Source organism: Streptomyces sp. NA02950 (assembly GCF_013364155.1).
Lineage (GTDB): Bacteria > Actinomycetota > Actinomycetes > Streptomycetales > Streptomycetaceae > Streptomyces.
The window spans coordinates 2,748,613-2,764,037 of record NZ_CP054916.1 but is presented as its reverse complement, the minus strand read 5'-3'; the positions used below and the strand labels follow the sequence as shown (position 1 = coordinate 2,764,037).

The 15,425-nt window shown below is 72.8% G+C and carries 12 protein-coding genes and 1 riboswitch; of the genes, 7 read left to right on the top strand and 5 right to left on the bottom strand.

Going from position 1 to position 15,425, the window contains the following annotated elements:
* Window positions 1-134: 134 nt before the first annotated feature.
* The 6 genes from HUT19_RS11485 (at window position 135) to HUT19_RS11460 (ending at window position 7,092) form a co-directional block, all read left to right on the top strand.
* Window positions 135-488, top strand: coding sequence for a winged helix-turn-helix domain-containing protein (locus HUT19_RS11485; RefSeq protein WP_254885536.1), 354 nt, complete (start codon window positions 135-137; stop codon window positions 486-488).
* A 158-nt stretch (window positions 489-646) separates the two neighbouring features.
* Window positions 647-1,894 carry an XRE family transcriptional regulator gene (locus HUT19_RS11480; RefSeq protein ID WP_176180377.1) on the top strand — a complete coding sequence of 416 codons (1,248 nt, stop codon included), beginning with the start codon at window positions 647-649 and terminating at the stop codon, window positions 1,892-1,894.
* A 127-nt stretch (window positions 1,895-2,021) separates the two neighbouring features.
* Window positions 2,022-3,128, top strand: coding sequence for a 23S rRNA (adenine(2503)-C(2))-methyltransferase RlmN (gene rlmN / locus HUT19_RS11475; protein WP_176180376.1), 1,107 nt, complete (start codon window positions 2,022-2,024; stop codon window positions 3,126-3,128).
* A gap of 49 nt (window positions 3,129-3,177) precedes the next feature.
* A riboswitch (TPP riboswitch) is annotated at window positions 3,178-3,282 on the top strand.
* Complete coding sequence (locus HUT19_RS11470; RefSeq protein WP_176180375.1) at window positions 3,278-4,348, top strand: thiamine ABC transporter substrate binding subunit; 1,071 nt, start codon at window positions 3,278-3,280, stop codon at window positions 4,346-4,348. Its footprint overlaps the riboswitch before it by 5 nt.
* Window positions 4,349-4,440: 92 nt before the next feature.
* Window positions 4,441-6,054, top strand: a complete 1,614-nt coding sequence (locus HUT19_RS11465) for an iron ABC transporter permease (protein WP_176186760.1) — start codon at window positions 4,441-4,443, stop codon at window positions 6,052-6,054.
* On the top strand, window positions 6,055-7,092 hold the full coding sequence (locus HUT19_RS11460) for an ABC transporter ATP-binding protein (protein ID WP_176180374.1): 1,038 nt from the start codon (window positions 6,055-6,057) through the stop codon (window positions 7,090-7,092).
* Window positions 7,093-7,130: 38 nt separating this feature from the next.
* Here the strand turns inward: HUT19_RS11460 and HUT19_RS11455 are convergent, their stop codons facing one another.
* The 5 genes from HUT19_RS11455 to HUT19_RS11435 all read right to left on the bottom strand — a co-directional run bounded on the left by HUT19_RS11455 (window position 7,131) and on the right by HUT19_RS11435 (window position 13,663).
* On the bottom strand, window positions 7,131-8,249 hold the full coding sequence (locus HUT19_RS11455) for an LOG family protein (RefSeq protein WP_176180373.1): 1,119 nt from the start codon (window positions 8,247-8,249) through the stop codon (window positions 7,131-7,133).
* Between the two features lie 97 nt (window positions 8,250-8,346).
* Window positions 8,347-9,582, bottom strand: a complete 1,236-nt coding sequence (locus tag HUT19_RS11450) for a hypothetical protein (RefSeq protein WP_176180372.1) — start codon at window positions 9,580-9,582, stop codon at window positions 8,347-8,349.
* Window positions 9,564-10,295 carry an ABC transporter ATP-binding protein gene (locus HUT19_RS11445; RefSeq protein WP_176180371.1) on the bottom strand — a complete coding sequence of 244 codons (732 nt, stop codon included), beginning with the start codon at window positions 10,293-10,295 and terminating at the stop codon, window positions 9,564-9,566. The genes HUT19_RS11450 and HUT19_RS11445 overlap by 19 nt, the downstream gene beginning before the upstream one ends.
* A 143-nt stretch (window positions 10,296-10,438) precedes the next feature.
* On the bottom strand, window positions 10,439-12,094 hold the full coding sequence (locus HUT19_RS11440; protein WP_176180370.1) for a thiamine pyrophosphate-binding protein: 1,656 nt from the start codon (window positions 12,092-12,094) through the stop codon (window positions 10,439-10,441).
* Between the two features lie 87 nt (window positions 12,095-12,181).
* A complete protein-coding gene (locus tag HUT19_RS11435; RefSeq protein ID WP_176180369.1) occupies window positions 12,182-13,663 on the bottom strand; it encodes a sodium:solute symporter in 1,482 nt (493 codons plus the stop codon).
* A gap of 213 nt (window positions 13,664-13,876) precedes the next feature.
* Here HUT19_RS11435 and HUT19_RS11430 point away from each other — a divergent pair, with 213 nt between their 5' ends.
* Window positions 13,877-15,424: a PucR family transcriptional regulator gene (locus tag HUT19_RS11430; protein ID WP_176180368.1), complete on the top strand. Its 1,548-nt coding sequence runs from the start codon at window positions 13,877-13,879 to the stop codon at window positions 15,422-15,424.
* Window position 15,425: the final 1 nt, after the last annotated feature.

The following is a 15,425-nucleotide window of genomic DNA, read 5'->3' as shown; positions in this document are numbered from 1 at the left end:
TGTGCAGGTCAGTCGTTGGTCACCGGATCGGCTCTCGCGGGCTAACGGAAGCTAGCTTGCACTAGCTCATGCTAGTTCGCAACTGGGTATGCACGGCCCGGTCGGAGTTGGCGCCGCCGGATACCCTCGAAGCCATGAGTGGTGTGGCGAGCGACCCGAGGCCCAAGCCGGTGAAGGTGGCCGACGCGATGCGCGGTCGGATCGAGAGCGGCAGCTACCCGGACGGCAAGCTGCCGACGGTCAAGGAGATGGCGCAGGAGTTCGGATACGCCACGCAGACCGTCCGAGACGGAATGCGCATCCTGATGGACGAAGGGTTGGTTGTCTCTGCGGGGAATCGTGGGTATTTCGTCGCGGGAGGTAAGTCGGAGCTGTCAGAGGGCAGCCGGGGCGTCGGCGAAGAACTCAAGGAATTGCGCCTCCAGATTCAGGTATTGGCGGAGCGCGTGGCGGCACTCGAAGAGCGCGCCAACTCGGGTGGTATGTGATCTGAAATAACCATGACAGGTCGCGCCACTCGAAATAAGTGACAGCGAAGGGGCAGCAGGATCGGACAGGGGACACTTGAGGTGTCACCGTTCTGTCCTCTTGCGTGTCCCCTCGGCCGACGGACCAGACTCGCGGTAGATACCCGGAGGAGGGCGAGATGAGCGACGGCAGGCCCGCATGGGCGCGACGTATCGCAGCGGAGCGGATGGCGCGTGACTGGTCCCAGCTCGACGCGGTCAAGGCGATGAGGGCGCATGCCTCGACGGAGCTGCCAGCCGACGACAGCATGGTGCGCCAGTGGAAGCGCTGGGAGTCCGGGGCCATGCCCGGAGAGTTCTACCGCCCCATCATCGCGGCCACATTCGGGACCGTGACGCACGCGTTGTTTCCTGCGCCGTCACGTCGGAATGGCGATGCGGAAATCCTTGTTGCGAGTGGCATGGAGACGCTCGAAATTGTCAGTCGCCTCAACCGATCCGACGTGGACAATGCCACCTTGGATGCGCTCCGCATGACCACGGATCGCCTTTGCTCGGAGTATCCGCATTTGCCGAGCGAACAGCTCCTCCTGGAGGGGCGCCAATGGCTGAAGCGCGTCGTCGACCTCACCTCGAAGAACCTCACGCTCGCACAGCATCGTGAGGTGCTGGCGCTTTCCGGCTGGCTGGCTCTTCTCGTCGGCTGTGTGGAATACGACTCCGGTGACCGCCACGCCGCGGAGTCCACCCGCCGCGCGGCTCTCTCGTTGGCGACTGAGTCTGATCACGCGGAGGTGGCGGGCTGGGCGCATGAGATGCGCGCGTGGTTCGCGCTGACCACGGGCGACTACCGGGGCGTCATCGCTGCGGCCCAAGCGGGCGCCGAGCGAGCGGGGAACCACAGCGTGGCTGTGCAGCTCGCTGCCCAGGAAGCCAAGGCGTGGGCCCGTCTCGGCGACCGTCGGCAGACAGAGGTTGCTCTCGACCGCGGGCGGCGCCTGCTTGAAGGGATGCCGCACCCTGACAACCTCGATCACCACTTCGTGGTGGATCCGGCGAAGTTCGACTTCTACGCGATGGACTGCTATCGGCTCGTCGGCGAAGACAAGCTCGCCCGCACCTTGGCTGATGAGGTGCTGCGGACTGGTACGGACTTCGATGGCACGGAGCGCAGCCCGATGCGGAACGCCGAAGCGCGGGTCACGCTCGGTGTGACGGCGGCCCGAGAGGGAGACCTCGAACAGGCACTGATCCATGGCGAGCGTGCACTTCAAGGGGAGCGGCAGTCTGTTCCGTCGCTCATCATGACCAGCCGGGAACTGGCGGCCGTGGTCAAGAAACGGTACGCGACCGAGCCAGCAGCACAGGAGTACCTGTCTCACCTGCGAGACCTCGGCCAGGCCAAGCCTGGATTCCTTCCCTCGTAGGGCGACGGCGGGGCCGTCTGGGGGCCGTCCGAGGGCGGCCAACGACGACCAACAACGACCGTCAACGACCACCCTCCGGGGCGACGGCCGCAGGTCACAGGAATCGATCTGCGACACTGGGTGGACCATGCCTAAGCCCGGAGAACTCACTTTCGTCGCGCCGCGCGGGGCCAAGAAGCCCCCGCGGCACCTTGCCGACCTCACCCCCGCCGAGCGCCGAGAGGCCGTCGCGGCGCTGGGGGAGAAGCCCTTTCGGGCCGGTCAGGTGTCGCGCCACTACTTCGCGCGGTACACCGACGATCCGGCCCGGTGGACGGACATCCCCGCCGCCGCGCGCGAGAAGCTGGCGGGCGGGCTGCTTCCGGACCTGATGAGCGTGGTGCGTCACATCAGCTGTGACGACGACACGACCCGCAAGACCCTGTGGCGGCTCTTCGACGGCACGCTGGTGGAGTCCGTGCTGATGCGCTACCCGGACCGGGTCACCATGTGCATCAGCTCCCAGGCGGGCTGCGGGATGAACTGCCCGTTCTGCGCCACCGGCCAGGCGGGTCTGGACCGCAATCTGTCCACCGCCGAGATCGTCCACCAGATCGTCGACGGGATGCGGGCGCTGCGGGACGGCGAGATCCCCGGCGGTCCGGCCCGGCTGTCCAACATCGTCTTCATGGGCATGGGCGAGCCGCTGGCCAATTACAACCGGGTCGTGGGCGCCGTCCGCAGGCTCACCGACCCCGAGCCGGACGGTCTTGGCCTGTCCCAGCGCGGGATCACCGTCTCCACCGTCGGACTGGTTCCGGCGATGCTGCGCTTCGCCGACGAGGGCTTCAAGTGCCGGCTCGCGGTCTCGCTGCACGCCCCCGACGACGAGCTGCGCGACACCCTCGTCCCGGTCAACACGCGCTGGAAGGTCCGTGAGGTCCTGGACGCCGCGTGGGAGTACGCGGAGAAGTCCGGCCGCCGGATCTCCATCGAGTACGCCCTGATCAAGGACATCAACGACCAGGCGTGGCGGGCCGATCTGCTCGGCCGGCTGCTCAAGGGCCACCGGGTGCATGTCAACCTGATCCCGCTCAACCCGACGCCCGGCTCCAAGTGGACGGCCTCCCGCCCCGAGGACGAGAAAGCGTTCGTGGCGGCCCTGGAGGCGCACGGTGTGCCGGTGACCGTCCGGGACACCCGGGGGCAGGAGATCGACGGGGCCTGCGGGCAGCTGGCGGCCACGGAGCGCTGAACGACGGCTGATACCGTGCCTTCGCGACGTCGCACCGTCGTACAAATGAACATTCCGACAGGGGAGCGCTCAGGGCGCTGAGAGTGCGGCACGGCCGCAGACCCTCGGACCTGATCCGGGTCATACCGGCGTAGGGAGTCAGCATCAGCATGAACAGCCACCTCCGGCGTGCCATCGGCACCGCCCTCGCCGGTTCGCTCGGCCTGATGGCCCTCGCGGGCTGCGGGGAGGATTCCCAAAGCTCCGGCGGCGCGGACTCCAAGACCGTGACCCTGGTCTCGCACGACTCCTTCGCGGTCTCCAAGTCCGTGCTCAAGGAGTTCACCGACAAGACCGGATACACGGTGCGCACGCAGACCGGCGGTGACGCGGGCTCGGCCGTCAACCAGGCCATCCTGTCCAAGGACCATCCGCAGGGCGATGTCTTCTTCGGCGTCGACAACACCCTGCTCTCCCGCGCGCTCGACCACGGCCTGTTCACGCCGTACCGGGCCAAGGGCCTGGACAAGGTCCCGGCCGCGCTCCAGCTGGACGCGGACCGGCACCGCGTCACCCCGGTCGACTACGGCGACATCTGCGTCAACTACGACCGGAAGTACTTCGCCGACAAGAGGCTGGCGCCGCCCCGGACGTTCGCGGACCTCACCAAGCCCGCCTACAAGAACCTGCTCGTCACCGAGAACGCGGCCACCTCCTCTCCCGGCCTCGGCTTCCTCCTCGGCACGGCCGCCAGGTACGGCGACGACGGCTGGAAGGGCTACTGGAAGAAGCTGCGGGCCAACGGGGTCGAGGTCGTCGACGGCTGGGAGCAGGCGTACTTCGACCGCTTCTCCGGCGGCGGCAAGGGCGACAAGCCGCTTGTCGTCTCCTACGCCTCCAGCCCGCCCGCCGGGGTGGCGGACGCCAAGACCAAGCCCGCGAAGGCTCCGACCGGGGTGGCGACGGGAACCTGTTTCCGGCAGGTGGAATTCGCCGGGCTGCTGAACGGCGCGTCCAACCCCAAGGGCGGCAAGGCGCTGCTGGACTTCCTGCTGAGCAAGCGGTTCCAGGCGGACGTTCCGCTCAATATGTACGTCAACCCCGCGCGCGAGGACGTCAAGCTGCCCGAGCTCTTCACCCGGTACGGGGTCGAGATCGCCGATCCGGCCATCCTGTCCCCGCAGAAGATCGCCAAGAACCGTGAGCCGTGGGTCAAGGCATGGTCCTCGCTCGTCCTGTAGGGACCGCCGAGACCACCGGGGAGACCGAGGAGAAGCGGGGGCCGGGGCCGCGGCGGCGCGATCCGCGCGGTGCGGCGCTGCGGCTCGCCCTGATGGCCGTGCCCCTCGCGTTCTTCGGGATCTTCTTCGCGTATCCGGTGGCCGCCATCGTCGCCCGGGGCCTGCGCGCCGACGGCCGGTGGCGGATCGGCCGGATCCCGGAGGTGGTGGGCGATCCGGCCGTGGTGGACATCCTGTGGTTCACCGGCTGGCAGGCCGCCGTCTCCACCGCCCTGACCCTGCTGATCGCCCTGCCCGGCGCCTATGCCTTCGCCCGTTTCGCCTTCCCCGGCAAGGGACTGCTGCGGGCGGTGGTCACCGTGCCCTTCGTCCTGCCCACCGTTGTTGTCGGCTCGGCGTTCCTGGCGCTGCTCGGCCGCGGCGGACTGCTGGACGAGCTGTGGGGGGTGCGGCTGGACACCTCGGTCTGGGCGATCCTCCTCGCCCATGTCTTCTTCAACTACGCGGTGGTGGTACGGACCGTGGGCGGGCTGTGGGCCCAGCTCGACCCGCGACAGGAGGAGGCCGCGCGGATGCTCGGCGCGAGCCGCCTGGGCGCCTGGCGACGGGTCACCCTGCCCGCGCTGGCACCCGCCGTGGCCGCCGCGGCCCTGATGGTCTTCCTCTTCACCTTCACCTCCTTCGGGGTGGTGCAGATCCTCGGCGGCCCGCGCTACGCCACCCTGGAGGTGGCGATCTACCGGGAGACCGCGCAGCTGCTCGATCTGCCGACCGCCGCGGTGCTCACCCTCGTCCAGTTCGCGGCGGTCGGGGGTGTGCTGGCCCTGCACGCGTGGACGGTGCGGCGCCGGGAGAGCGCCCTGCGGCTGGTCGACCCCGCCCGCACCGCGCGCCGCCCCCAGGGACCGGCGCAGTGGGCGCTGCTGGGAAGTGTGCTGTCCGTCGCCGCGCTGCTGATCGTGACCCCGCTCGCGGTGCTGGTGGAACGCTCGCTCCACGGGCCCGACGGCTACGGGTTCACCTACTACCGGGCACTCCAGTCGGCGGCCGACAGCGGCGGAACGTTCTTCGTGGCCCCGTTGGAGGCCGTCGGGAACTCCCTGCGGTACGCGGCCGTCTCCACCGTCATCGCCCTGGTCGTGGGCGGTCTCGCGGCCGCCGCCCTCACCCGGCGGGCGGGCAGGCTGGTGCGGGGGTTCGACGCGCTGCTGATGCTGCCGCTGGGCACCTCCGCCGTCACCGTCGGCTTCGGCTTCCTCATCGCCCTGGACGAGCCCCCGCTGGATCTGCGCGCCTCCTGGATCCTGGTGCCGCTGGCCCAGGCCCTGGTGGGCGTGCCGTTCGTGGTACGGACCATGCTGCCGGTGCTGCGGGCGGTGGACCACCGGCTGCGCGAGGCCGCGGCGGTGCTGGGCGCCTCCCCGTTGCGCGTCTGGCGGGAGGTGGACCTGCCGCTGGTGGGGCGGGCCCTGGCGGTGGCCGCGGGCTTCGCGTTCGCCGTGTCGCTGGGCGAGTTCGGGGCGACGGTGTTCATCGCCCGGCCCGACCACCCGACCCTGCCGGTGGCCGTCGCCCGCTTCCTGGGCCGCGCCGGTGAGCTCAGCTACGGGCAGGCGATGGCGCTGAGCACGATCCTGATGCTGGTCTGCGCCGCGTCCCTGGTGGCGCTGGAGCGCATCCGCACCGACCGTTCCGGGGAGTTCTGAATGACGCTGCTGCGCCTTGACGGGGTGTCGGTCAGGTTCGGCCGCCATGACGCGCTGGCCGCCGTGGACCTGGAGGTCGCCGAGCACCGGACGGTGTGTGTGCTGGGGCCGAGCGGCAGCGGCAAGTCCACCCTGCTACGGGTGGTGGCCGGGCTCCAGCGCGCCGACGCGGGCCGGGTCTGGCTCGCGGGCCGCGACCAGACCGGCGTCCCCGCCCACCGGCGCGGAGTGGGCCTGATGTTCCAGGACCACCAGCTCTTCCCGCAGCGGGACGTGGGCGGCAATGTCGCCTTCGGGCTGCGGATGCGCCGGGCGGGGCGTACGGAGACCGAGCGCACCGTCGCCGAACTGCTGGACCTGGTCGGGCTGCCCGGCGCCCAGCGGCGCGCCGTCGACTCGCTGTCCGGCGGTGAGCAGCAGCGGGTGGCGCTGGCCCGGGCCCTCGCCCCGCGGCCCCGGCTGCTGATGCTCGACGAGCCGCTGGGCCAGCTCGACCGCGGGCTGCGGGAGCGGCTGGTGGTCGAACTGCGCGAGCTGTTCGGCCGGTTGGGCACCACGGTGCTGGCGGTCACCCACGACCAGGGGGAGGCGTTCGCGCTCGCGGACCGGGTGGTGGTGATGGACCGCGGCCGGATCGCGCAGAGCGGCACCCCGCTGGAGGTGTGGCAGCGGCCCGCGAGCGAGTTCGTCGCCCGCTTCCTCGGTTTCGACAACGTGGTCGAGGCCACGGTGCGCGGCGCCGTGGCCGACACCTGCTGGGGGAAGCTGCCCGTGCCGCCGGGGACCCGGTCCGGCCCGTGCCGGCTGCTGGTCCGCCCGGCCGGGGTACGGCTGACGGACCCCCGGGACGGGCTGGAGTGCACGGTGGCCGCGCGCACCTTCCGCGGCGACCGGGTGGCGCTCGTCCTCCGGCCGTCCGACTCCGGCGCCCCCCGCCTGGAGGCGTCCTGCGCGCTGCGCGACGCCCCCGGGACGGGGGAGCGGGTCGGGGCGGCCTTCGACGCGGCGGAGGTGGTGGTGCTGGAGCCGGATGCCTGAAGACCGGCCCGGCCATTCCCCGAACGACTGACGCCGTCTCAGCCCCGCAGCGCGGCCAGCGCGTCCGGTGCTTCGTCCACCGAATCCACCAGCGCGATCCGGGACTTCATGGAACGGCCCTCCGCGAGCGCCTCCAGCAGCGGCCAGGTCGGCAGCCGCCGCGTCCAGTGGTCGCGGTCCACGAGCACCATCGGGGTCGGTTCCCCGCGCGACTCGTAGTAGTTCGGCGTCGCGTTGTCGAAGATCTCCTGCACGGTCCCGGCCGCGCCCGGCAGGAAGACCACGCCCGCGGTCGACCGCGCCAGCAGACCGTCCTCACGGGTGGCGTTGGCGAAGTACTTCGCGATGTGCGAGGCGAACGCGTTCGGCGGCTCATGGCCGTAGAACCAGGTCGGGATGCCGACCGAGGTGCCGCCGTCCGGCCAGCGCTCCCGGACCGCGAACGCGACATCGGCCCAGGCGCCGATGGACGGGGTGAACGAGGGCGCCTTGGTGAGCAGCTCCAGCGCCTCGTCCAGCATGGGATCCGCGAACGGCGCCGCGTAGGCCCCCAGGTTCGCCGCTTCCATGGCGCCCGGACCGCCGCCCGTGGCGACCGTCAGCCCCGCCCGCGTGAGGGTCCGGCCGAGCCGGGCGGCGCCCGCGTAGCCGTCGGAGCCGCGCTTCAGCGCGTGTCCGCCCATGACACCCACCACCCGGGTGCCGGTGAGGAGTTCGTCGAGGGCGTCGGAGACCGCGTCGTCGTGGATGGCGCGCAGCATCGAGCCGAAGATGTCGCCGTCCGTCCTGGTCCGCTGGAACCAGGTGTAGGCCAGCGCGTCCGGCGTCCGCTCGTAGCCCTCCGCGGCCAGGCCCTCGAACAGCTCCGCCGGGGAGTAGAGCGTGCCGCGGTATGGGTCGAACGGCAGGTCCGGCAGCGGCGGGAAGACCAGCGCGCCCCCGGCCCGCACCTTCGCCGCGGCCTCGGGGTCCATCGGACAGCCCAGGAAGACGGCCTCCGCGGTGTCGGTGGAGAGCAGCGCGGAGGTGCGGTCCGTCAAGTCGACGGACTGGAGCCGGAATCCGGCCAGGGTGCCGCGGGCCACGACCTGGTCGAACTCCTCGAGGGACTCGATCTCCCGGTCGGGCGCGGTGGAGGAAGCGTCATCGGTCTGCATCGCGACATGCTAATCACACCGCAACGCACCGGTCTGCCCCCGCCGCCGGTCCCCGCCAGCCCCCGTGGCGCCCGTGGCGGCAGGGGCATCTGTGGTCTCAGTGGCTGACCGGCATCGTGGTCAGATGCGCCACCGCCCACGTCAGCGGGGACAGCAGGGCCACCAGGGCCGCCGCGCGCAGAGCGGCGGCCCCCCGCAGCAGACGGGACGGGGCGCCCAGGCGCAGCAGGGCGGCGGTGGTGCGTCGCCGCGCGGCCCGCGCCTCCAGCGCCGCGGTGAGGGTGGTGGCCACGGCGCACACCACGACCAGCGCCGCGCCCAGGACGGTGAGCGGGCCGAGCAGATGGTCCCCGGAGCGGTCGGTGCCGGTGCCGTCCAGCCGCGCCACGGCGTAACCGGCGGAGGCGATGACGCACAGCACCCCGACCGGGCGGCCGATCAGCCCGGCCTCCTGCTGGAGCACACGCCCGGCCAGCAGCCGCAGCGCGCCCGGCCGTCCCACGGACAGCAGCCAGCCGCACCGATGGGTCAGGCCCGGCCCGGCCAGCACCAGCCCGGCCATGGTCAGCGCCCAGCCGCCCGCCACACCGGGCGGCGTCTCGCCGAGCCGTCCGGGCAGATGGAGCAGGGCGTCATGGCGCGGGGCCGCGCCGCTGCCCGCGTACGCCTCCAGGGCGAGCCCGGCCGCGGTCAGGGCGACGCCCCACGGCAGTCCGGAGGCCGTCCGGTCCGGCCGGGGGCCGACCGCGCCCGTGGCGACCGTCGGGGTGGCACCCGGCCGAGCATCGACAGCGGTCCGCCCGTCACCGGTCCGGCGCGGCCACAGCACCGCCGCGCACACCCCGCCCGCGAGCACCGGGACCAGCGCCACCAGGGTGATCGCACCGGCCAGCGGCAGCGGCCGCCCGGCGCCGAGCTCCCGGCCCGCCGCCCCGCTGCCCGCCCACAGCAGCCAGGAGCCGCCGAGCCCGCCGCGCAGATGGAGGAAGGTCAGCAGGGCCAGCGCGGACCCGGCCGCACAGGAGAGCGCAGCCCCGGTGGCCGCGAGCAGCGCCGAGCGGGCCGGGCCCAGCCCCACCGCGGAGAGCCCGGAGGAGGGGCGGGTGCCGGGGTCGGCGCGGGCGACGGCCACGGTCAGATGGACGGTGGCGGCCAGCGGCACCACGCACCACAGCAGCCGCGCCACTCCGCCGCCGGACTCGGTGGGATGGCCCGCCGCGAACCCCAGGGCGTACAGCAGCAGGAAACTCGCGCCCGCGGCGGCGGCGACGACCAGCGCCCTGCGCAGCAGGACGGCCGGACGGGAACCGCGGGCTAGGCGGAGACTGAGCACGCGGCCCTGCCCTCCTCCTCGGAGGCGGGCGCCGAGCCCACCTGGCGGCCGTCCAGCAGCGCGACCGTGCGGTCGGCGAGGGTGGCCACCTCCTCGTCGTGGGTGGCCAACAGGACGGTGATGCCGTGCGAGCGCGCCGCAGAGGTGAGGGTGCGCAGCACCTGGGCGCGGTCGGCGCGGTGCAGCGGCGCGGTGGGTTCGTCGGCGAAGAGCACCCCCGGGGTGGCGGCCAGCGCGCGGGCGATGGCGATCCGCTGCCGCTGCGCCTGCACCAGCCCGGCCGGGCGCACCCGGGCGCATTCGCCGACGTCGAGCCGGTCCAGCCATTCGCAGGCCGTGCTCTTGGCGGTGCGCCGCGCGGTGCCGCGCAGCAGCAGCGGCAGCGCCGCGTTCTCCCAGGCGGTGAGTTCGGGGACGAGTTGGGGCTCGGTGCCGATCCAGCCGAAGCGGTCGCACCGCAGCCGCTCACGGTCCAGGGGGGGAAGGCTGTGCACGGCGACGTCGTCGAACCACACCTCGCCGTGGTCCGGGACGAGCTGGCCCGACAGACACCGCAGCAGGGTGGTCTTCCCGCAGCCACGCGGTCCGGTGACGGCCAGGATCTCCCCCTCCCGCGCGCCGATGGAGACACCGAGGAGGGCGGGCGAACCGCCGTAGGCATACGACAGGGTGCGTGCCCGGAGCACATCATCGTTGTCCGGCGGAGCCACCATCCAGAGCACCTCGCCTTACCTGCGATCGTCTCGTTCCCCCGGTTGGGTGAACGAGCGCGGAGCCAATGGGTCACTGGCACGGTAAGGACTCGGCGGGAGGGCCGCGCCCAGGCTCGGCGCCGGGCGGGGCCCATTTCCTCCGATCAGCCCTGGCCCGCGAGGTGGGTGGGGGCGAACATGCGCAGCACCGCGGGCAGTACCACGACCGACGGTCCCGGGGCGGTCAGCGCCGCGCCCAGGTCCTCGGCCAGCCGCCCGGCTGTGGTACGGACCGCCGGGACACCGAACGACTCGGCGAGCGCCACGAAGTCGGGGCGGGCCAGCTCGGTGCCGGTCGCCTCGCCGAAGGCGTCCGTCATATAGGCGCGCAGGATGCCGTAGCCGCCGTCGTCCACGATCAGCCAGGTGACGGGCAGGTCGTACTGACGGGCGGTGGCCAGTTCGGCGATCGAGTACATCGCCCCGCCGTCGCCCGAGACCGCCAGCACCGGCCGGGTCCGGTCCGCGGCGGCGGCGCCGAGGGCGGCGGGGAAGCCGTAGCCGAGACCGCCCGCGCCCTGCGCCGAGTGCAGGGCGCCCGCACGCGGGTCGAAGGCGGACCAGGCCCAGTAGGCGAGGATCGTCATGTCCCAGAAGCTGGGGGAGTCGTCGGGCAGCGCCTCCCGCACCGCCGCGAGGACCCGCTGCTCCAGCTCCAGGCCCTGTCCGTCGATCCGCTCCCGCACCCGGGCCAGCAGCTCCGCCGCGGCCTTCGCCGCTGTCCCCGAGGCGTACGCCGTCTCCGCGGCGCGGGCGGGGACCGCGTCGGCGAGGGCGGCCAGCGCCGCGCGCGCGTCGGCGTGGATCCCGAGTGCCGGGTGGTTGGACTCCAGTTTGCCGAGGTCGGCCTCGATCTGGACGAGCCGGCCGCATGGCTGGAACGTGTGGTAATTGGAGGAGAGTTCACCGAGTCCGGAGCCGACGACCAGCAGCACATCGGCGTCCTCGAGGAACGCGGTGGTGTGCCGGTCCTCCATCCAGGACTGGAGGGACAGCGGATGGTCCCAGGGGAACGCGCCCTTGCCGCCGAAGGTGGTGGCCACCGGCGCGTCCAGCCGTTCGGCCAGCACCCGCAGCTCCTCGCACGCCCCCGAACGCACCACCCCGCCCCCGGCCAGGATCACCGGCCGCTCGGCGTCCCGCAGCAACTCGGCCGCGTGCGTGATCAGTTCGGGCCGGGGCGGCAGCGGCCGGGGCTCGGCGCGCAGCGCGGTCACCGGGGGGACGGACACCGGCTCGAGCAGTACGTCCTGCGGGATCTCCAGCCACACCGGACCGGCGGGTGCCTCCAGCGCGGACGCCCACGCGGCGGCCAGCGCTGAGGGGATCTGGGAGGCGGCGCGGACGGTGTGCACGGACTTCACCACATCGCGGAACGACGCTTTCTGGTCGGTCAGTTCATGCAGATAGCCCTTGCGTCCGCCGCCGAGCCCGGCGGTCGGCACCTGGCTGCCGATCGCCAGGACGGGCGCGGAGGCCGCGGCCGCCTCCTGGAGCGCGGCGAGCGTCATCAGCGCACCGGGGCCGGTGGAGACCAGCAGCGGCGCGACCGACCCGGTGACCCGGGCGAACGCGTCGGCGGCGAAGCCCGCGTTGTTCTCCACCCGCAGCCCCACGTACGCCAGCCCCGAGCGGCGCAGCGCGTCGAACGCCCCGAGCGCGTGCTGCCCGGGAAGTCCGAAGACGGTGGTCGCGCCGAGTGCGGTGAGGGATTCCACGACGAGATCGCCGCCGTGACGCTCACGCGGTGCGGTGTGCATGGAGGGAGGTGCCTTTCGGGTGGGGACGACGGTGAGAACGAGGGGACGACGGGGGAGAAGGGGACGTACGGAGGAGTACGGGTGCCGCTAGGCGCCCGTCGTGGCCGCGGGCGTGGCCGTGGGCTCGTCGGCGGGGACGGTCTCATCCCCGGCCAGCCGGCGGCGCCAGACGTCGAGCACCGCCGCGTCCGTCGGCTTGGTGGCGAGGCTGACGACCACGTATGCGGCGAGGGAGGCCAGCAGACCGCCGTAGATGGGCTCGTTGGCGAGGATGCCCTTCCACGCCATCAGACCGATCACGGTCACACCGCCGACGCCGACCGAGGCCAGCGCGCCCGCGCCGGTGCCGCGCTTCCACAGCAGCCCGCCCAGGATCGGCATCAGCAACCCGCCGACCAGCACGTTGTAGGCCACCGTCAGCGCCTCGACCACATCGTTGAGCACGATCGAGATGCCGACCACCGCGATGCCCATGATCAGGATGAACAGCCGGTTGCCCGCGACCTCGTCGTGCGGGCCGTCGCCGGTGCGCAGGGTGCGCCCGCGCAGTCGCGCCCAGATGTCGTTGTTGGCGACCGTGGCGCAGGCGATGAGCGCGCCCGAGGAGGTCGACATCACCGCGGACAGCGCCGCGGCCAGCACCAGTCCCTTCACCCCCACCGGGAGGGCGTCCTGGACGATGGTGGCGAACGCGTCGTCGGGCGAGCCGAGTTCGGGGTAGAGCACCTTCGCCGCCGTGCCGATGACGGCGCCCGCGACCGCGTAGACCAGACAGTACGTCCCGGCCGCGGTGCCGCCGCTGCGGGCGACCCGGTCGTCGCGGGCGGTGAACACGCGCTGCCAGATGTCCTGCCCGATGAGCATGCCGAAGGAGTAGATCAGCACATAGGTGAAGACCGTCTGCGCACCGATGCCCATGGGGGAGAAGTAGGCGTCCGGCAGTTCGTCCCGCATGGCGCCGAAGCCGCCCGCCTTGACCACGGCGATCGGCAGCAGCAGAAGCAGCACACCGACCGTCTTGACCACGAACTGCACCATGTCGGTGAGGGTGATGGACCACATCCCGCCGAGCGTCGAGTAACAGATCACGATCGCCCCGCCGAGCACGATCGCGATCATCCGGTCCAGACCGAAGATCACGTCGAAGATGGTGGCGTAGGCGATGGTCGAGGTGACCGCCAGCATCAGGGTGTAGGCCCACATGACGATGCCCGAGATCAGCCCGGAGGAGCCGCCGTAGCGCAGGTCCAGCATCTGGCTGACCGTGTAGACCTTCAGCCGGGCGATGCGCGCGGAGAAGAAGACGGACAGCGCCAGCAGGCCGAGGCCGATGGTGAGCACCATCCAGGCGCCGGACAGCCCGTACTGGTAGCCCAGGCCCACCCCGCCGATGGTGGACGCGCCACCGAGGACGATCGCCGCCATGGTGCCGGAGTACATGGCCGGTCCCAGACGGCGGCCCGCGACCAGGAAGTCGCTGGTCGAGGTGGTGCGGCGCATCCCCCACCAGCCGAGCGCGAGCATGCCCGCGAGATAGATGACGATCACCGTGTAGTCGACAGCGCTCATGGGTGCTCCTCGGTCCGACGCGAGGTCGGGATAGCGGGGGGAGACGGGGTGGGGGCGGTGGAGGGGGATCCGCGGGGGTGGTGCGGATCGCGCTGTGGGGAGTGACCGAGACCCTAGGTGTCGCCGTGGACGGCGTGGAAGTGTACGTTTCATCCATTCCTGGTCATCGGGATGTGAGAACCGTCCATTCGCGCCATCGGTGAGGTCCCACCCGTGAGGAACGACCGCGTACCCCCGACCGCCCCCGTCCCGCTCTCCGCCCTGCTCACCCACCCCGCGCTCGGGCTGCGCCAGGTCGCGGGCCCGCGCGAGCCGGAGACCTGGGTGTACCTGGTGCACACCAGCGAGATGGAAGACCCCGTCCCGTATCTGCTCGGCGGGGAACTGCTGCTCAGCGCCGGTGTGCACACCCCGGACCCGGAGGGCACCGACGACTCCTGGGACCGCTATGTCTCCCGTACGGTCCAGGCGGGCGCCGCCGCGCTCGGCTTCGGGATCGCACCGGTGCACCAGACGGTGCCGCGGGCGCTGGCCGAGGCGTGCGACCGGCACGGGCTGCCGCTGGTCGAGGTGGAGCGCCGGACGACGTTCACGGCCGTCGCCAGCGCGGTGTGGGACGCCATGGCCGAGCGCCGCCACCACGAACTGCGCCGGATCACCGAGGCACAGCAGTCCCTCGCGACGGCCGCGGCCCGCCCCCACCCCGTCCCCGAGGTGCTGCGCCGGCTGAGCCGGCACCTCGGCGGCTGGACGGTCCTGCACGGCCCGGACGGCGCCGAACTGGCCGACGCCGGACCGCGCCCGCCGCAACCGGCCCGTAGCGCACTGGAGGCGCTCGCCGCCCGGCTGCGCCCGGGGCCGTCCTCGGCGGCGGACACCGCGGCGGACGCGGACGGCGCCCCGCTGTACCTCAGCGCCTACGGCCTGGGGCAGTCGGAGCGGCGGCTCGCGCTCGGGGTGTGCGCCCCGCGCCGCGACGCGGCGGACGGGACGAACGGGGCCGACAGGGCCGTCGTCGGGTTGGCCGTCGTCCTGCTCGCGCTGCTCACGGGGCGGCGGACGGTCACCGCGGAGACCGCGCGGACGGCGGCGCTGGTCCGGCTGATGCTCGGCGCGGCCCCGGACGAGGTGGCGGGGCTGGTCCGGCGCTCCCTGACGGGCGCGGGAGCGGAAGAACCCGCCGGGGACGAGGACGGCGGAGCGTGGACGGTCGTGCGCGGACGGCGGCGCGGCCGCGCCGGGGACGCCGGACCGCTGGCCGCCGCCGCGCTCGCGGCCGGGCTCGGGACACCGCTGATCGACCTGGCCGGGGACGAGCTGTGCGCCCTGGTTCCCGGCGAGGGGGAGGTGCGCGCCCAGCCCGGCTGGACCCTGGGGGCCGCGGCGCCCGTACGGGCCGGGGAGCTGGCCCGCGGCGCGGACGACGCCGACCGCGCGCTACGCCGGGCCGTGGCCGGGCGGACGCCCGTGGTGCGGCACGCCCCGGACCGGGCCGGCGGGGTCGCCTCGCTGGTGGACCCGGCCGAGGCGGGGGCGCACGGCCGGGCCCTGCTCGCCCCGTTGGAGGACTCCCCCGCGCTGCTGGAGACGCTGCGGGTGTGGCTGTCGCTGCACGGCAGCTGGGACCGTACCGCGGTGGCGCTCGAGGTCCACCGCAATACGGTCCGGCAGCGGATCGCCCGCGCCGCGGCCCTGTTGGGGGCGGACCTGGCCGACGCGGACGTCCGTATGGAGTTGTGGTTCGCCCTCAAGTGGCGGTGAG